Here is a 17,267-nt window from a genome sequence, read left to right on the forward strand (position 1 = left end):
CGGGCGCGGGCGTAAGGCGTCATGCGTCGAGTCCGTCCGGGTCAGAAGGGTTTGGCCAGCACCAGCCAGAGCGTCAGGCTGATCAGCAGGGGGATGAGCACGCCCAGCGTCAGGCACTGGTAGGTGACGCGGCGGTCCGGCCGACGCTCGACGCGCAGCACGAGAACCCCGCACAGCGCATGACAGAGCGCCATGCCGGTTACGGCCGTCAGCTTGATGATCAGCCAGCCGGCGAGGGTGCCGTCGCGCAGGAACAGCGCCGTACCCGAGCCGATGGCCAGCAGCGCGGCGGGCGTACCGATGAGGGTGAAGACCAGGCGCGTCAGATGCGCGTGGTCGCGGTAGAAGAGCTTGTCGCTACTGCGTGTGCCGGCAGCAACCAGCGCCGGTAGGTAGAGCAGCGTGCCGCACCAGCAGATCAGCGCGGCGAAATGCAGCAGCTTGAGAAGGGGCATGCCCGAGTTCGTCCGGTAGCGGCAAGTCTGACTTGTGACAGCCTTGCCTGCGAGCCGTTCGGCTGCTCGGGCTCAGTGCGCGGTCGGGGCGCTCAGTCTGCCGGTGGCGGCGACTCGTCACGCTCGGGGTGCCTTGGCGCTTCCTCGAGGCGTTCGAACAGGCGACTGCCGCAACGGCTGCAGAACGCGGCGTTGGCGTCGTGCACGCCCTTGGCGCAGCTCGGGCAGTTGTAATGCAGCACGCTATCGTCGCGCATGGCATTGGCCAGTTCGGCGGTGAAGATGCCCGTTGGCACGGCAATGATCGAATAGCCGGTGATCATCACCAGCGTCGCCAGGGCCTTGCCCAGGGCCGTGTGTGGAACGATGTCGCCGAACCCCACGGTGGTCAGCGTCACCACCGCCCAGTACACGCTCATCGGGATGCTGGTGAAGCCGTTGCTGGGCCCCTCGATCACGTACATCAGCGTGCCGTACACCACCACCAGCGTGCTCACGCTCAGCAGGAACACGACGATCTTCTGCCGGCTGCCGCGCAGCGCCACCAGAAGGAAGTTGGCCTGGCTGAGGTAATGGGTGAGCTTCAGTACGCGGAAGACCCGCAGCATGCGAATCACCCGGACGATCAGCAGGTACTGGGCATCGGGGAACAGCAAGGCGATGAACGCAGGCACCACCGACAGGAGGTCGATGGCCCCGTAGAAGCTGAAGATGTACTTGCGCGGAGCGGGGTGCACGCACACCCGGGTGATGTATTCGAGGGCGAACAGCGCGGTGAAGACCCATTCGATGCCGGTCAGCAGCATGCCGTGACGCTGGTTGATGCTGGCGACGCTGTCGAACATCACCACCACCAGGCTGGCGAAGATCACCACCAGCAGCCAGGTGTCGAATCGCCGGCCGGCGTCGGTATTGGTGAAGAAAATGATGGTGTACAGGCGTTCGCGCCAGTTCATCTCGCGCAGCGCATCGCTATCCATCCGGCTCGTTCCTCCAGGGCAGGTTGACCCGCGTGGCCAGCGGGTTCGCTCTGCGCCGCAGTGTACACAGCGTGGCCGCGCTTGCCCGAGCGAACGTTCTTTGCCTATTGCCGTCTTCCGTCATAGTCTTGGTTCATGCGTGCAGTGGGAGAGAGAGATGTCCGATTCGAAGCTGGTCGACCCGTTCGGTCGGCGCATCACATACCTACGGCTTTCGGTTACCGACCGTTGCGACTTTCGCTGCACCTACTGCATGAGCGAGGACATGATCTTCGCGCCACGCTCGCACATCCTTTCGCTTGAAGAGCTTTACGCCGTCGCCGATGCCTTCATCGGGCTGGGCGTCAAGCGCATCCGCATCACCGGTGGCGAGCCGCTGGTCCGCAAGGGTTTGACCGAGCTGCTCGAACGCCTTGGCGCACGCAGCGAACTGGAAGACCTGGCCATCACCACCAACGGTTCGCAGCTTTACAAGCTGGCGCCCGCCTTGCGCCGCGCAGGCGTGCGCCGTCTGAACGTCAGCCTCGATTCGCTGAATCCGCAACGCTTCGCCGAGCTGACTCGGCGTGACCGCCTCGAACGCGTGCTTGAAGGCATCGATGCGGCGAAGGCTGCTGGCTTCGAGCGCATCAAGCTCAACAGCGTGATCCAGAAAGGCCGCAATGACGACGAGGTGCTTGATCTGGTCGATTTCGCCGTGGCGCGAGGGCTCGATATCAGCTTCATCGAAGAGATGCCGCTGGGCAACGTGGCCAGCCACGAGCGCCGGATCACTTTCTGTTCCAGCGATGAGGTGCGCGAGCGCATCGAACAGCGGCATACGCTGGTGCGCAGCAGCCATGTCACCGGTGGGCCGTCGCGCTACTGGCAGGTGGCGGGCACGCAGACGCAGGTCGGCTTCATCTCGCCGCACAGCCACAATTTCTGTGGCAGCTGCAATCGCGTACGGGTCACTGCCGAAGGCAAGCTGGTGCTGTGCCTCGGTCATGAAGGGGCGCTGGACCTCAAGCAGCTGATGCGCAGCCATCCCGGCGACGCCGAGCGGCTGCGCAACGCGCTGGTCGAGGCGCTGCAGCTCAAGCCGGAACGTCACCACTTCCGTACCGACGAGCAGGTGCAGGTGGTGCGCTTCATGAGCATGACCGGCGGCTGACGGGCGGCTGGCGAAACCCCCGATCCTTCCCCAACGGTTCCGGCCGCCCCGTCCCCTCGTGCGCCTTTGCGCGCTGCAGCGTGCGTAGGTGCCTGCCTGGCGAACGAGGTGGCGTGCTAGACTCGCGCGCCTATCGCCAACGCCCACCAGGATGCCCGAAACACCCATGACGTCACGGCGACCACTGCTTGCCCGGCCAGGCGCCGGCCGCTGCCACGGAAGGCTTTCATGCGTCTGAAAAGCATCAAGCTCGCAGGCTTCAAGTCCTTTGTCGATCCCACCACCGTGAGCTTTCCGAGCAACATGGCGGCGGTGGTCGGGCCCAACGGCTGCGGCAAGTCCAACATCATCGACGCGGTGCGCTGGGTAATGGGTGAGAGCTCGGCGAAGAACTTGCGCGGCGAGTCGATGACCGACGTCATCTTCAACGGCTCCAACACCCGCAAGCCGGTGACCCAGGCCAGCATCGAGCTGATCTTCGACAATGCCGACGGCAGCCTGACTGGCGGATACGCGGCGTTTGCCGAGATTTCCATCCGCCGCCGGGTGACCCGCGACGGGCAGAACACCTATTTCCTCAACGGCACCAAGTGCCGTCGCCGTGATATCACCGACATCTTCCTCGGCACCGGCCTTGGCCCACGCAGCTATTCGATCATCGAGCAGGGCATGATTTCCCGGCTGATCGAGGCCAAGCCCGAAGATCTGCGGCATTTCATCGAGGAAGCGGCGGGCATCTCCAAATACAAGGAGCGTCGCCGCGAGACCGAGAATCGCATTCGCCGCACCCAGGAGAACCTGGCACGCCTGACTGACTTGCGTGAAGAACTCGAACGGCAGCTCGAACGGCTGCATCGTCAGGCGCAATCGGCGGAGAAATATCAGGAGTACAAAGCCGAGGAGCGCCAGCTCAAGGCCCAGCTGGCCGCATTGCGCTGGCAGGCATTGAACGAGCAGGTCGGCGGGCGTGAGCAGGTCATCGGCAATCAGGAGGTTGCCTTCGAAGCGCTGGTAGCCGAGCAGCGCAGTGCCGATGCCAGTATCGAGCGGTTGCGCGACGGTCATCACGAACTCTCCGAGCGCTTCAACCAGGTGCAGGGGCGCTTTTATTCGGTGGGGGGCGACATCGCCCGCGTCGAGCAGAGCATTCAGCATGGCCAGCAGCGTTTGCGCCAGCTGCAGGATGATTTACGCGAGGCGGAGCGGGCCCGGCTGGAAACCGAATCGCACCTGGGGCATGACCGCACCTTGCTGGCGACGCTTGGCGAAGAGCTTGCCATGCTCGAGCCCGAGCAAGAGCTGGCCGCTGCGAGTGCGGAGGAGGGCGCTGCACAGCTCGAGCAGGCCGAAGCAGCGATGCAGAGCTGGCAGGAACAGTGGGATCGCTTCAACCAGCAGAGCGCCGAGCCACGTCGGGTAGCCGAGGTGCAGCAGGCGCGTATCCAGCAGCAGGAGCAGAGCCTCGAGCGCCTTAGCGAGCGGCAGCGTCGGCTCGACGAGGAGCGTGTTCAGCTGGCGGCCGATCCAGAAGATGCGGCAATCCTGGAGCTGGACGAACAGCTGGCGCTCGGCGAGCTGCGCCTGGAAGAGCTGGCGGCTGCCGAGCAGGTGCTCGACGAGCAGCTCGAGACCCTGCGCGGCGAACTCGACGAACTCGGCAACACCCAGCAGCGAGCTACGGGTGAGCTACAGCGCCTGGAAGGCCGCATCGCGTCGCTCGAGGCGCTGCAGCAGGCGGCGCTGGAGCCGGGCAAGGGCGTCGCCGAGTGGCTGCGCAATCAGCAACTGTTCGACTCCAGCCGGTTGGCCGAGCAGCTACGTGTCGAGGCCGGTTGGGAGGTCGCCGTCGAGACGGTGCTCGGCGCGGATCTGCAGGCCGTGGTGCTGAATGATCTGGGCGCGCTCGATTTCGCCACGTTCGCCGAAGGCGAGCTGCGCATCGCAACGGGCGCTCCGGCGGCGAAGCAGCGGGGCAGCCTGCTCGACAAGGTCGAGGCGGGTATCGATCTCTCGCCCTGGCTGGGTGCTGTCCGCCCGGTCGAAACGCTCGAGCAGGCGCTGGCCGGGCGTGCCTCGCTTGCCGAAGGTGAAAGTCTGGTCAGTCGTGATGGCTACTGGGTCGGGCGCCACTTCCTGCGGGTTCGCCGCGCCGAGGATGCCTCTGGCGGCATCCTCGCGCGCGGTCAGGAGTTGGCCGCGCTCGTCGATGAACGCGAGGAGCGGCTGCGCGCGCTGGACGATATCGAGCGACGCCTGGCCCAGGGGCGCCACGAGCTGTCCGAGCGTGAAGCGGCGCGCGAGCGGCAGCGCCGCTTGCTGCAGGACGAGGCGCGCCAGCAAGGCGAACTGAAGGCGCAGCGGTCTGCCCGCCAGGCGCGCGCAGAGCAGCTGCTGGAGCGCCGTCAGCGCCTCGAGACGGAGCTTGCCGAGCTGGCAGAGCAACGCGCGATCGAGACCGAGCAGCTCGGCGAGGCGCGTCTGCTGCTGCAGGACGCGCTCGATGCCATGGCCAGCGATAGCGAGCGTCGGGAAGAGCTGCTGGCCAGCCGTGACGACATCCGCGAGCGCCTCGACCGGGTGCGCCAGGATGCTCGCCAGCACAAGGATCATGCACACCAGCTCGCCGTGCGGGTGGGCTCGCTGCGCGCCCAGCACGATTCGACTCGCCAGGCGCTGGAGCGGCTGGAGCTGCAATTCGAGCGGGCGGTCGAGCGACGCGAACAGCTGAACCTCAACCTGGAGGAGGGCGAGGCTCCGCTCGAAGAGCTACGCATGAAGCTCGAAGAGCTGCTCGAGCGGCGCATGGCCGTCGAGGACGAGCTGAAGCTGGCGCGGCTTGCCCTCGAAGACGCGGATCGTGAACTGCGTGATGCCGAAAAGCGCCGGACTCAGGCCGAACAGCAGGCGCAGCTGTTGCGTGGTCAGCTGGAACAGCAGCGGCTGGAGTGGCAGGCCCTTACCGTTCGCCGCAAGGCCTTGCAGGATCAGCTGCACGAGGATGGCTACGACCTGCATGGGGTGCTCGCCACGTTGCCCGCCGATGCGGGGGAGGCGCAATGGGAGGCGGGGCTGGAACAACTGGCGCAGCGCATTCAGCGCCTCGGGCCGATCAACCTGGCGGCGATCGACGAATATCAGCAGCAGTCCGAGCGCAAGCGCTACCTGGACGCGCAGAACGACGACCTGGTCGAGGCGCTGGAGACGCTGGAAAACGTCATCCGCAAGATCGACCGCGAGACGCGCAATCGCTTCAAGGAAACCTTCGAGCAGATCAACGCCGGCCTGCAGGCGCTATTCCCCAAGGTGTTCGGCGGTGGCACGGCCTATCTGGAACTTACCGGGGAAGATTTACTCGATACCGGGGTAGCGATCATGGCGCGGCCGCCAGGCAAGAAGAACAGCACCATCCACCTGCTATCCGGCGGCGAGAAGGCGCTGACGGCCCTGGCTCTGGTGTTCGCGATTTTCCAGCTGAATCCGGCGCCGTTCTGCATGCTCGACGAAGTGGACGCGCCGCTGGATGACGCGAACGTCGGTCGCTACGCCCGGTTGGTCAAGGAGATGTCCGAGAAGGTGCAGTTCATCTACATCACCCATAACAAGATCGCCATGGAAATGGCCGACCAGCTGATGGGCGTGACCATGCACGAGCCGGGTTGTTCGCGCCTGGTCGCCGTCGACGTGGAGCAAGCCGTGGCGTTGGCAGAGGCCTGAGGTTGGCTTGGAGTCTGGAAGCGTTTTGCAACGGCCCACGGCTATAAAAGAGAACTGGCGCACGGTGCAAATCTGCCGTTCGTCGTGCTAGCTTAGAGAACATTTTTTGCGATGCGCGAATGCGGCTGGAATGCCTGATATTTCGCGTCTTTATCATCGGATTCAGGGGTAAGAGGATTAATGGATATCGGTCTGCGCGAGTGGCTGATCGTCATCGGCATCATCGTCATCGCCGGGATACTCTTTGACGGCTGGCGCCGCATGCGCGGCGGCAAGGGCAAGCTGAAATTCAAGCTGGACCGCAACCTCGCCAATCTTCCGGACGTCGATGACGACTCCAACGAACTGCTCGGGCCGGCGCGGGTCGTCAATCGCAACAACGAGCCCCAACTGAACGAGACCGATCTGCCTGCCGTCAACGCGCGCGAGGGCATCCGTGAGCCGGCCGCCAAGCGCCGCCACAAGGAGCCGCGTCAGGGTGATCTGCATTTTGCGGCCGAAGAGCCGGTGCCAACCTTGCTCGACCCCGTGGTCGGGGAGGACGACGAGTCCGAGAAGGGGCCGGAAGTCGCGCGGGATCAGTCTCCGGTCGAGGAAGTCCTGGTGATCAACGTGCTAGCGCGCGATCCGGGCGGCTTTCGTGGGCCGTCCTTGCTGCAGAACATCCTCGAGAGCGGGCTGCGTTTTGGTGAAATGGACATCTTCCATCGTCACGAAAGCATGGCGGGCAATGGCGAGGTGCTGTTCTCGATGGCCAATGCCGTCAAGCCGGGTACCTTCGACCTCGATGACATCGACCATTTCACCACTCCGGCCGTGAGTTTCTTCCTTGGCCTGCCTGGGCCGCGACATCCCAAACAGGCCTTCGATGTCATGGTCGCGGCGGCCCGCAAGCTTGCCTCGGAGCTCAACGGCGAACTCAAGGACGACCAACGCAGCGTATTGACCGCTCAGACCATCGAGCACTATCGCCAGCGTATCGTGGAGTTCGAGCGCCGACAGATGACACTCAAGCAACGCTGAGTATCTCCCTTGCACCGGGCCTTGCGCTCGGTGCCGCGTTTGCCGGGCCGGCTCGCCCCGGCCGATCATTCGGCGCTACATCCCTGGAGCGGCCCTTCAGCCCAGCGGCCGCTGAATCGGGGCGCTTCTTCGAGTCGGATTCAGCCCGCCAACCCTATTGGCGCGGCGCCTGTCACCGTTCCGCTGCCGTTTTTCCCGCCCTATTGCCTATGCCCGATCAGGTGCCCGCAGACCTGCCTTCCCGGTCGCATTCGGCTAGAATCCGACGCCTTTCCCTATCAACCAAGGCGCGCTGATGCGGTCTGAATCAGCACAGCCCCAGTCACGGCTCCGTCCTATGCCTTCCGCTCAAACCGCCGCCGAGCGCATCGCCGAACTGCGCAGCGAAATCGACGCCCACAACTACCGCTACTACGTGCTCGACGAACCCAGCGTTCCCGATGCCGAGTACGACCGTCTGTTCAATGAGCTCAAGGCGCTCGAGGCGGAGCACCCGGAGCTGGTGACACCCGAGTCGCCAACCCAGAGGGTCGGTGGCGCGGCGCTGGCGGCGTTCGGTCAGGTGCGCCACGAAGTGCCGATGCTGAGTCTGGGCAACGCCTTCGAGGAGCAGGATCTGCTCGATTTCGACCGCCGCGTGCGCGAAGGGCTGGATCTGCCGGCGGGCGACCTGTTCGGCGATGACGCTGTGGTCGAGTACAGCTGCGAACCCAAACTGGATGGTCTGGCGGTCAGCCTGCTTTATGAGAACGGTCATCTGGTGCGCGGCGCCACCCGGGGCGATGGCAGCACGGGTGAGGACATCAGCGCCAACGTGCGAACCGTACGCAACATTCCATTGAAGCTGCATGGCAGTGGCTGGCCTGCGGTACTCGAGGTGCGCGGCGAGATCTACATGCCGAAGGCCGGCTTCGAAGCGCTCAACGCGCGACAGCTGGAAAGCGGCGGCAAACCCTTCGCCAATCCTCGCAACGCCGCTGCTGGAAGCCTGCGTCAGTTGGATTCGAAGATCACTGCCAGCCGTCCGCTCGAACTTTGTGCCTACGGCGTCGGCCGCAGCGACGGCGAACTGCCTGACACGCACATCGGTATTCTCCAGGCCTTGAAAGGTTGGGGCCTGCCCATCAGTCGAGAGCTGAAACTGGCCAAGGGCGTCGCCGAGTGCCGCGCCTATTACGACGCCATCGGTGAAAAGCGCGACGCGCTGCCTTACGAAATCGACGGTGTGGTGTTCAAGGTCAACGCGGTCGCGCAGCAGCGTGAGCTGGGCTTCCGGGCGCGCGAGCCGCGCTGGGCCATCGCCCACAAGTTTCCCGCGCGGGAGGAAATCACCGAACTGCTCGATGTGGAATTCCAGGTCGGCCGTACCGGCGCGATCACCCCGGTCGCCCGGTTGAAGCCGGTGCAGGTGGCGGGCGTTACGGTTTCCAACGCGACGCTGCACAACATGGACGAAGTGTCGCGCCTGGGCGTGATGATCGGCGATACGGTGATCGTGCGCCGTGCAGGCGACGTGATCCCTCAGATTCTCGGCGTAATCGCCGAACGCCGCCCGGTCGACGCGCGCGCCGTGCATGTGCCGGAGCAGTGCCCGGTGTGCGGTTCCGCCGTGGAGCGTACCCAGCTGATCAAGCGCAGCAAGGGCCGTGAATCGGTCAGCGAAGGCTCGATCTACCGCTGCGTCGGCCGGCTGGCGTGCCAGGCTCAGCTTAAGCAGGCGATCATCCATTTCGTATCGCGCCGAGCGATGGATATCGACGGCCTGGGCGACAAGATCGTTGAGCAGCTGGTCGATAGGGGGTTGGTCAAATCGCCGGCGGATCTTTACTGCCTGACCCATGAGCAGGTCATCGATCTGGAAGGTTTCGCCGAAATTTCCACGCGTAACCTGCTCAACGCAATCGATGCCAGCCGCAAACCGAGTCTCGCGCGGTTCGTCTACGCCCTCGGTATCCCAGACGTCGGTGAGGAAACCGCCAAATTGCTGGCACGTGCGCTGGGTTCCCTAGAGCGAATCAGCCGGGCATTGCCGGACGTGCTCGTCTACCTGCCCGATGTCGGCTTGGAAGTCGCTCATGAGATCCATAGCTTCTTCGAGGACGAACACAACCGCACGGTCATCGCGCTGCTACGCGAACGCGGCGTCGAACCACAGGAGGAGGGCGACGTGCATCCGGAGTTCGCCGCCTGCGCGACACTGCCCGATCTGCTCGACCGGCTCAACGTTCCTCATATCGCCCGCACCGGTGCGCAGCGCCTGGCAGAGCGTTTCGGCTCGCTCGAGGCAATCATCGCCGCCGACTGGCTCGACCTGCGTCAGGTAGAGCGCCTCACCGAAAAGGCCGCACGCTCCCTGCGCGACTACTTCGACAAACCCGAGAACGCTGAACGCGCCCGCGCTATCGAAGCCCAGCTGCGGGATTTCGGTATGCACTGGGAGAGCGAGCGGAAAGCCGCCGAAGGCCTGCCGCTGGCCGGTCAGACCTGGGTACTGACCGGCACGCTGGAAACCATGAGTCGTGATGAAGGCAAGGCGCGGCTGGAGGCGTTGGGGGCAAAGGTCGCCGGGTCCGTATCCGCCAAAACCAACTGCGTAGTAGCGGGCCCAGGCGCGGGCTCGAAGCTCACCAAAGCCAACGAACTCGGCGTGGCGGTGCTCGACGAAGCGCAATTCCTCGAGCGTCTCGCACAGCTTGGTTCATAGCACGTCAGCAACGCCTCATCCCAGCGAGCTTCGCCATCAAACCTGCTCCCAAAATGTTTCGCCGAACCTGTGGGAGCGGCCTTGGCCGCGGATGGTCTAGCAAAGTCCACCCGCAGTGAGCGACCTTCCTTCGACTCCAAGTCAGGGAAACGGCTTCGGCATTTCCCTAAAGTTTTCCCCGCCTCACCCGAGAAGCTAGTCAAGCAAGTCCGCAGTTTGGATGCGCTGGCGTAGCGTTGGAGCGGTACCGGGCTCACGAAAAAGTTCGAATCTGCCCTAAAGCCAACCCAAACGGCGCCGATAAGCTAATCGAATGCGAACTCAATGGGTGCCTGGGCAACAGCCGGCCCGGAGTCGCAAGCTCAGGCAAACCAAAGTAACCAGCGCCCTTGGAGGCTCATCATGGCTCTTACTGTCAATACCAACATTGCTTCGCTGAATACTCAGCGCAACCTCAGCAATTCTTCCAATGCGCTGCAAACTTCCATGCAGCGTCTGTCCACCGGTAGCCGTATTAATAGCGCCAAGGATGACGCTGCTGGCCTGCAAATCTCCAACCGTATGACCAGCCAGATCAATGGCCTGGGTGTTGCGGTGCGTAACGCGAACGATGGCATCTCTCTCGCTCAAACTGCAGAGGGAGCCCTTCAGCAGTCCACTAACCTGCTTCAGCGCATGCGTGATCTAGCTGTTCAGTCAGCGAATGGTAGCAACAGCGACGAGGATCGTACGTCGCTCGACAAAGAGATGCAGCAGCTGAAAAGTGAGCTAAACCGCATCAGTGAAACGACCACCTTTGGTGGTCAAAAGCTACTGGATGGCACGCTGGGCACTGTCAGCTTCCAAGTAGGGGCAAATGCTAACGAAACTATTAGCATCACGGTTGATAAGATGGATGCCGCATCTTTAAAGGGCTCCCACAGCAAAGCAAGTGTGACGGGATCACCTACAGCGGCGCTGGCTGCTGATGGTTCGGTAAAAATAAATGGCACAGAGATCAGTGTTTCAGAAGGCGACAAAGATTTTGCTTTCAATGCTGCTAAAGAAATCAATCGAGCAGGGGTCGGAGTCACTGCCAAATCGGAAGCTGCAGTTACAGCTGCCTATACTGCTCCAACAAGTGCTGGTACGTTAAACATTAATGGTGTCGCTGTAGCCATCGCTAGTGGCGCGACTATGACTGATATAGCTGACGCCATTAATAACGCAGGGGTCGGTGTCAAAGCTGAAGTAAATGGGACTAATTTTGAATTAACTTCGGATAAAGACATTACAATCGGCGCTACTCCTGTCGGTGGTTTCGCCGCAGCCACGACAAGAGCCAAGCTCACGCTTGACTCCGGAAATAACATTCAGGTTGAGGCAGGGGCAAATAATGGCACCAATACGCTGACCGCGTTAGGCCTGACCGCTGGCGGGACGGCAGTTGAAACTACAGAAACTGATGTGTCAGCGCTAAAGTTAGACACGCAAGATGCTGCTCAGCAGTCGATACAAGTTATCGATGACGCGCTTAAATTGGTCGACTCTCAGCGGGCTGATCTCGGTGCAATTCAAAACCGATTCGAAAATACTATTGCCAACTTGCAGAATATCGGTGAAAACGTCTCCGCAGCCCGCGGCCGTATCCAGGACACCGACTTTGCCGCAGAAACTGCAACACTGAGCAAGAACCAGATCCTGCAGCAGGCCGGCACCGCAATCCTTGCCCAGGCCAAGCAGCTGCCGCAGGCTGTACTCAGTCTGCTCCAGTAAGCCGAGCGTGATGAATGGGGTGATTTTCCGCCCCGTTTGTCCATTGAGAGGTGAACCATGGAAGTCGCAAGAATTGCGCTCAATTCCCTTGCGTCATCCTCTGGCAACACTGCGATGCCCAGCTCCCGTTCGGAGGCTGGGCTTTCGTCGTCTGGTGCAGAGAATGAAGCCGGCAAGCCTGAGCAGAAACTGGATGTTGGCGAGGCGGTAGAACGGATTCGCACGCAGATGCAAACGCTGCAGCGCGATCTGAATTTCAGTGTCGACAACTCCACCGGCCAGGTAGTGGTGCAGGTGCTCGATGGCGATTCGGGCAAGGTGGTGCGGCAGATTCCGTCCGAGGATATTCTGCGGCTGGCCGAGCGCCTGGATGAAATGAGAAGTCTGCTGTTCGAGGCTACGGCCTGACGGCACGGTTCTTGTTTGCTTTTTGGTCGTGATGTGTTGTGTGGTTAATTTGACGAGGTGAGGCTATGGCAGGCGTAACAGGTATTGGTTCGGGCATCGATATCGACAGCATCGTAAAGAACATGGTCGTTGCCGAGCGTGCGCCCAAGGAAACCCAGCTGGCCAACCTTGAAAAGAAAACCACTACGCAGATCACCGCCATCGGTGCGCTGAAAAGCGCGATCAGTGAGTTTCAAACAGCGCTGGGCGGATTGAACAAGCCGGAGCTGTTCCAGGCTCGCTCGGCTACGTCGAGCAAGTCCGACCTGGTTGGTATTACCGCTAGTACCAAGGCGGGCGCGGGCAGTTATCAGGTCGAGGTGAAAAGCTTAGCGACGAGCAGCAAGGTTGCATTGCGGTCGTTCGAGAACTCGGTGGATCAGCCGGCGACTTTCGGCAGCGGGACGCTGACGGTAAAGGTGGGCCAGCAGGACAAGTCCCTGAACATCGACGTCGACGAGAGCAACAACACCTTGGCCGGTATTCGCGACGCGATCAACAAGGCCGGCGTAGAACTCGGCGTGTCTGCCACAATCGTTACGGACGACACCGGTGCTCGACTTGTGCTGAGCAGTACAGCAACGGGTAAGGGTGAGGATATTACCGTTCAGGCCACTTCGTCAGATCCTGCTGCGGGTCGTTTCGATTTGACTGATCTTGAAACCAGCGCTCTAGTCCAGAAACCCGAAGCGGACGGCCTGACCGCGGCGCAGTATCAAGATGCGCTGGCTGCCTATGCGGCAAACCCCGGGCCAAAGGCGCTGCAAGTGGCTCAAAGTGCCCAGATAACCGTCGATGGTATGGTGGTGACCAGCAAGACCAATAAGATCGATGGCGCCATCGATGGTGTCATGCTCGATCTCAAGGCTAAAACGGCAGATAACGAACCGTTGACCATCAGTGTTGCAGAAGACAAGGCAGGCGTTAAGAAGCAGATCCAGTCTTTTGTCGACAGCTACAACAAGCTGATCGGCGTGATCAACGCGCAGACCAGGGTTACAAGCGTGGGTGACGGCAAGGCGCCTGTTACCGGAGCGCTGGTAGGGGATGCTACGGCGCGAACGTTGTTGGGGACGATTCGCAGCGAATTGACCAATGTACAGGGTGACGGCGCGCTCCGTGCGCTGGCTGACCTGGGCATTACCACGCAGAAAGACGGCACGTTGAAGATCGACGATGCCAAGTTGAGCAAGGTTATGGACAGCAACTTTACCGAGCTGCCTGCATTGTTTACTGGCGAGAAAGGCCTTGCTACACGTTTGGACGAGAAGCTGAAACCCTATACCGAAACGGGCGGCATTCTCGAACAGCGCAACAAGGTGATGACCGAGACGATCTCCGGCATCGACAAGCAGAAGGAAGACCTGAACCGTCGTATCACCTCGTTGCAGGATCGCCTGTTCAAACAGTTCAACGCCATGGACCTGCTGGTGGGCCAGCTCGCCAATACCTCAAGCAGCCTTCTGGCGTCGCTGGAGAACCTGCCCTGGGCAGCCAACAACTCCAAGAACTAACCTGGAGGCATGTAGTGAAGACCGCCGTTGGGCGGTCTTTTTGTTTGTCCGCGGCGCTCAAGTCTGGCCATTTGCGACCGATAACCCGAGCATGTGATTGATCTGGCGAGGGGCCATCCAAATGTACGCAATGGCAGCAATGAAGCAGTACCAGCAGGTTGGCGTTCAGGCGCAGGTAGGCGAGGCCGATCCGCACCGTTTGATCCAGATGCTGATGCAGGGCGGGCTGGATCGTATCGCCCAGGCCAAGGGCGCCATGGAGCGCGAGGCCTATGCTGAGAAAGGCGTGCTGATCGGCAAGGCGATCAACATCATCGGCGGGCTGCGCGACGTGCTGGACAAGGAGGCCGGGGGTGAGCTGGCTGAGAATCTCGAACGTCTTTACGAATATATGACGATGCGCCTGTTCGAGGCCAGTCGCCATAATGACGTTAGCAAGCTCGACGAAGTGGCATCGTTGCTGTCTGAGATCAAGAACGGTTGGGACGCCATCGGGCCCAACGCCTAAGTTGGCTCGGGATTGCAAAAAGCGCTGGCATTGCCAGCGCTTTTTTGTTTGCTCGCTAATCTGTCGGCCAATAACTTGGGTGTTAGCGATACTCGCAGAGATACGCAGTATCTACGGCGACCTTTAGCTGGAACTTGCTATTGGCGGGAACTGTAAACTGAGTTCCAGCAGCAAATGTCCGATAATCCTCGGCATCGGGCAGCTTCACATCCAGGCTGCCGGCAATAACGTGCATGACTTCCAGTTGGCTCGTACCAAATTCGTACTCACCTGGTGCCATTACGCCAACCGTGGCAGGGCCCTCGGCCATATCGAAGGCGATGGATTTGACGGTGCCATCAAAGTACTCGTTAACCTTGAACATGCTGCTACCTTGCATGAGTTAAAAATGGGTGGCCAGTATGCCCAAGCGTCCAAACGTCGTCACCTGGCCAGGCGGTTCGATCTCGGTAGAAAAGGGCGTCGCGTAACGAAATGTCAGCGAGGGGTGCGTTCGGCGTGACCGCAAACTATTATTTCGTTCGTGATTCGGTCAGGAGTAGCCAATGGAGTGTCGTTCCGGATGCGGGGCATGTTGCATCGCTCCTTCCATTAGTTCGCCTATACCTGGCATGCCACAAGGCAAACCCGCAGGGGTGCGCTGTGCTCAGCTTTCGGCGCAGTTCCGCTGCCTGATTTTCGGCGATGCTGAAAGGCCGGCGGTGTGCTCGGCTTTCCAGGCCGAGCCGGCGATTTGCGGTCAGGACCGCGAAGATGCTGTGCGGATTCTTGGTTGGCTTGAACAAGCCACGGCCTGACCGGTCCGATTCGCATACAACAAAAAGGTGAAGCATGAATTTGAAAGGTTGCGTTGTGGGTGCCTTGCTGATGTTGCCGCTGCTTTCCGTGCAGGCCGCCGAAGGTTGGGAGCTGGCCAAGGAGGAGGATGGCGTCAAGGTCTATTTGCAGACGGTCCCGGGCTCGAAGTACAAGGCCTATCGCGGCGTCGCGATGATGGATACGGATGTCGCAACACTCAAGAAGCTCCAGGAAGACGTTGGCGGCGCCTGTGCGTGGATCCACGAGTGCAAGGAGCAGAAACTGCTCAAGCAGGAGGGAAGCACAGCGGTAACCTATACCCGTTTCAATACCCCCTGGCCAGTCACTCCGCGTGACTCCGTGGTTCAGGTAACGGAAAGTGAGCTCAAGAACGGCGGGCTGCGTCGTGACCTGAAAGGGCTTCCCCAGTACCTTCCGGAAGAGGATGGCTATGTTCGTGTGAGCGAAGTGGAGGGCTTCTGGGAGATGAATCCGCAACCCGGTGGTGAAGTCGAGGTGGTCTATCAGGTGCACACCGAGCCGGGTGGTAGCGTGCCGTCCTGGCTGGCCAATAAGTTCGTGGTCGAGGCGCCTTTGAACACCTTGCGCAATCTGCGCGAGCGCGCCGAAAAGCGTTGAGTGTGCCCGTAGGAGAAAAAAAGAAGGCTGCCCTAGGCAGCCTTCTTTCTTAAACCAGCCTGTTTTAGCGCGGCAGATCGCGCTTGGCGGGGCCGGTGTAGAGCTGACGCGGGCGGCCAATCTTCTGGCCCGAAGCGATCATTTCCTTCCAGTGGGAAATCCAGCCGACAGTCCGCGACATCGCGAAGATGACCGTGAACATGCTGGTCGGAATGCCGATGGCCTTGAGGATGATGCCCGAGTAGAAGTCCACGTTCGGGTACAGGTTACGCTCGGCGAAGTAGGGGTCGCTCAGGGCGATCTCTTCCAGCTTCATCGCGAGTTCGAGCTGCGGATCGTTGATGCCCAGCTCGCCCAGAACCTCATCGCAGGTCTGCTTCATGACCCTGGCGCGCGGGTCGAAGTTCTTGTACACGCGGTGACCGAAGCCCATCAGCTTGAACGGATCGTTCTTGTCCTTGGCCTTGGCCAGGAACTTCTCGATGTTGGACACGTCGCCGATCTCGTCCAGCATGGTGAGTACGGCTTCGTTGGCGCCGCCGTGAGCCGGGCCCCACAGCGCGGCGATGCCGGCGGCGATACAGGCGAACGGGTTGGCGCCGGTCGAGCCCGCCAGGCGGACAGTCGAGGTCGATGCGTTTTGCTCGTGGTCAGCGTGGAGGATGAAGATCCGATCCATGGCCTTGGCCAACACCGGGCTGATCGGCTTAACCTCGGCCGGGGTGTTGAACATCATGTGCAGGAAGTTTTCTGCATAGTTCAGGTCGTTGCGCGGATACATCAGCGGCTGACCCATGGAGTACTTGTAGACCATCGCGGCGATGGTCGGCATCTTCGCGATCAGTCGATGCGCGGAGATTTCACGATGCTGAGGATTATTGATATCCAGCGAGTCGTGGTAGAAGGCGGAAAGTGCACCCACGATGCCGCACATGACAGCCATCGGATGAGCATCGCGGCGGAAGCCGTTGAGGAACGTTTTCAGCTGCTCGTGAACGATGGTGTGGTTCTTGATGGTGTCGACGAACTTGGCTTTCTGCTCGACGGTGGGCAGCTCGCCATTGAGCAGCAGGTAGCAGGTTTCCAGGTAGTCGGATTTTTCGGCCAGCTGCTCGATCGGATAGCCACGATGCAGCAGGATGCCCTGGTCACCGTCGATGTAGGTGATCTTGGATTCGCAAGAGGCGGTGGACATGAAGCCCGGATCGAAGGTGAAGTGACCCGTGGAGGTCCCCAGGCTTCGTACATCTATAACGTCAGGCCCTACGGTACCGGAATAAACGGGCAGTTCGACGGGGGCGGCGCCCTCGATGATCAACTGCGCTTTCTTGTCAGCCATGCATGGCCTCCTGTTTTGTGCTTGGAATCATCATGGCCCCCCACGCAGGGCCCGCATCACTATAGTGTGATAAATCGCAAAGTCAATTTGCGCAGAGCCTCGCTGCAGAGGGGGTTCGGGGGTGTCTGTGCAGCGCTGGGCTGACTGTTTACGGCATTTATATAGGGGTCGCCATCAGCCTTTAGTGGCACTTCACCACATTGTGCTTAGTGACCTAACTGTTTATACTCCGGCACCG

General features: G+C 61.2%; 14 protein-coding genes. 10 read left to right on the forward strand and 4 right to left on the reverse strand.

Going from position 1 to position 17,267, the window contains the following annotated elements; genetic code table 11:
- Positions 1-41: 41 nt before the first annotated feature.
- Together AC0KXH_RS08005 and AC0KXH_RS08010 are read right to left on the reverse strand one after the other, a co-directional pair.
- Entirely contained in the window at positions 42-455 is a 414-nt protein-coding gene (locus tag AC0KXH_RS08005) for a CopD family protein (RefSeq protein ID WP_041105304.1), read from the reverse strand.
- Positions 456-547: 92 nt separating this feature from the next.
- A complete protein-coding gene (locus AC0KXH_RS08010; RefSeq protein WP_488224456.1) occupies positions 548-1,435 on the reverse strand; it encodes an ion transporter in 888 nt (295 codons plus the stop codon).
- A 157-nt stretch (positions 1,436-1,592) separates the two neighbouring features.
- On the opposite strand from AC0KXH_RS08010, the gene moaA reads away from it, so the two are divergent.
- The 8 genes from moaA to fliS all read left to right on the forward strand — a co-directional run bounded on the left by moaA (position 1,593) and on the right by fliS (position 14,253).
- Entirely contained in the window at positions 1,593-2,588 is a 996-nt protein-coding gene (gene moaA, locus AC0KXH_RS08015) for a GTP 3',8-cyclase MoaA (protein WP_041105307.1), read from the forward strand.
- 228 nt (positions 2,589-2,816) lie between these two features.
- Positions 2,817-6,302, forward strand: coding sequence for a chromosome segregation protein SMC (gene smc, locus AC0KXH_RS08020; RefSeq protein ID WP_488224457.1), 3,486 nt, complete (start codon positions 2,817-2,819; stop codon positions 6,300-6,302).
- Positions 6,303-6,482: 180 nt separating this feature from the next.
- Complete coding sequence (gene zipA / locus AC0KXH_RS08025; RefSeq protein ID WP_488224458.1) at positions 6,483-7,325, forward strand: cell division protein ZipA; 843 nt, start codon at positions 6,483-6,485, stop codon at positions 7,323-7,325.
- A 337-nt stretch (positions 7,326-7,662) separates the two neighbouring features.
- Entirely contained in the window at positions 7,663-10,029 is a 2,367-nt protein-coding gene (gene ligA / locus AC0KXH_RS08030; protein WP_488224459.1) for an NAD-dependent DNA ligase LigA, read from the forward strand.
- A 402-nt stretch (positions 10,030-10,431) separates the two neighbouring features.
- Positions 10,432-11,784, forward strand: a complete 1,353-nt coding sequence (locus AC0KXH_RS08035; RefSeq protein WP_488224460.1) for a flagellin — start codon at positions 10,432-10,434, stop codon at positions 11,782-11,784.
- 114 nt (positions 11,785-11,898) lie between these two features.
- Positions 11,899-12,192 (forward strand): flagellar protein FlaG, encoded by a 294-nt coding sequence (locus AC0KXH_RS08040; protein ID WP_488224597.1) that lies wholly within the window; start codon positions 11,899-11,901, stop codon positions 12,190-12,192.
- A 65-nt stretch (positions 12,193-12,257) separates the two neighbouring features.
- Positions 12,258-13,745 carry a flagellar filament capping protein FliD gene (gene fliD / locus AC0KXH_RS08045; RefSeq protein ID WP_488224461.1) on the forward strand — a complete coding sequence of 496 codons (1,488 nt, stop codon included), beginning with the start codon at positions 12,258-12,260 and terminating at the stop codon, positions 13,743-13,745.
- A gap of 121 nt (positions 13,746-13,866) precedes the next feature.
- On the forward strand, positions 13,867-14,253 hold the full coding sequence (gene fliS, locus AC0KXH_RS08050; RefSeq protein WP_488224462.1) for a flagellar export chaperone FliS: 387 nt from the start codon (positions 13,867-13,869) through the stop codon (positions 14,251-14,253).
- 82 nt (positions 14,254-14,335) lie between these two features.
- On the opposite strand, the gene ppnP is transcribed toward fliS, so the two are convergent.
- Positions 14,336-14,617: a pyrimidine/purine nucleoside phosphorylase gene (gene ppnP / locus AC0KXH_RS08055; RefSeq protein WP_041105319.1), complete on the reverse strand. Its 282-nt coding sequence runs from the start codon at positions 14,615-14,617 to the stop codon at positions 14,336-14,338.
- 181 nt (positions 14,618-14,798) lie between these two features.
- Between ppnP and AC0KXH_RS08060 the strand changes: the two genes are divergently transcribed.
- Together AC0KXH_RS08060 and AC0KXH_RS08065 are read left to right on the forward strand one after the other, a co-directional pair.
- Entirely contained in the window at positions 14,799-15,050 is a 252-nt protein-coding gene (locus AC0KXH_RS08060) for a YkgJ family cysteine cluster protein (RefSeq protein WP_074519838.1), read from the forward strand.
- Between the two features lie 34 nt (positions 15,051-15,084).
- Complete coding sequence (locus tag AC0KXH_RS08065; RefSeq protein ID WP_165563586.1) at positions 15,085-15,690, forward strand: START domain-containing protein; 606 nt, start codon at positions 15,085-15,087, stop codon at positions 15,688-15,690.
- Positions 15,691-15,754: 64 nt separating this feature from the next.
- Here AC0KXH_RS08065 and gltA read toward each other — a convergent pair whose 3' ends face one another.
- Positions 15,755-17,029, reverse strand: a complete 1,275-nt coding sequence (gene gltA / locus AC0KXH_RS08070) for a citrate synthase (RefSeq protein WP_061339330.1) — start codon at positions 17,027-17,029, stop codon at positions 15,755-15,757.
- Between the last annotated feature and the right edge of the window lie 238 nt (positions 17,030-17,267).

The sequence above is a fragment of the Stutzerimonas sp. CXK-1 genome (assembly GCF_057738225.1).

Bases quoted from the DNA above. Each gene is read 5' to 3' on its own strand.
- AC0KXH_RS08005 (WP_041105304.1), bottom strand. From the start codon at position 455: ATGCCCCTTCTCAAGCTGCTGCATTTCGCCGCGCTGATCTGCTGGTGC.
- AC0KXH_RS08010 (WP_488224456.1), bottom strand. From the start codon at position 1,435: ATGGATAGCGATGCGCTGCGCGAGATGAACTGGCGCGAACGCCTGTAC.
- moaA (WP_041105307.1), top strand. From the start codon at position 1,593: ATGTCCGATTCGAAGCTGGTCGACCCGTTCGGTCGGCGCATCACATAC.
- smc (WP_488224457.1), top strand. From the start codon at position 2,817: ATGCGTCTGAAAAGCATCAAGCTCGCAGGCTTCAAGTCCTTTGTCGAT.
- zipA (WP_488224458.1), top strand. From the start codon at position 6,483: ATGGATATCGGTCTGCGCGAGTGGCTGATCGTCATCGGCATCATCGTC.
- ligA (WP_488224459.1), top strand. From the start codon at position 7,663: ATGCCTTCCGCTCAAACCGCCGCCGAGCGCATCGCCGAACTGCGCAGC.
- AC0KXH_RS08035 (WP_488224460.1), top strand. From the start codon at position 10,432: ATGGCTCTTACTGTCAATACCAACATTGCTTCGCTGAATACTCAGCGC.
- AC0KXH_RS08040 (WP_488224597.1), top strand. From the start codon at position 11,899: ATGCCCAGCTCCCGTTCGGAGGCTGGGCTTTCGTCGTCTGGTGCAGAG.
- fliD (WP_488224461.1), top strand. From the start codon at position 12,258: ATGGCAGGCGTAACAGGTATTGGTTCGGGCATCGATATCGACAGCATC.
- fliS (WP_488224462.1), top strand. From the start codon at position 13,867: ATGTACGCAATGGCAGCAATGAAGCAGTACCAGCAGGTTGGCGTTCAG.
- ppnP (WP_041105319.1), bottom strand. From the start codon at position 14,617: ATGTTCAAGGTTAACGAGTACTTTGATGGCACCGTCAAATCCATCGCC.
- AC0KXH_RS08060 (WP_074519838.1), top strand. From the start codon at position 14,799: ATGGAGTGTCGTTCCGGATGCGGGGCATGTTGCATCGCTCCTTCCATT.
- AC0KXH_RS08065 (WP_165563586.1), top strand. From the start codon at position 15,085: ATGAATTTGAAAGGTTGCGTTGTGGGTGCCTTGCTGATGTTGCCGCTG.
- gltA (WP_061339330.1), bottom strand. From the start codon at position 17,029: ATGGCTGACAAGAAAGCGCAGTTGATCATCGAGGGCGCCGCCCCCGTC.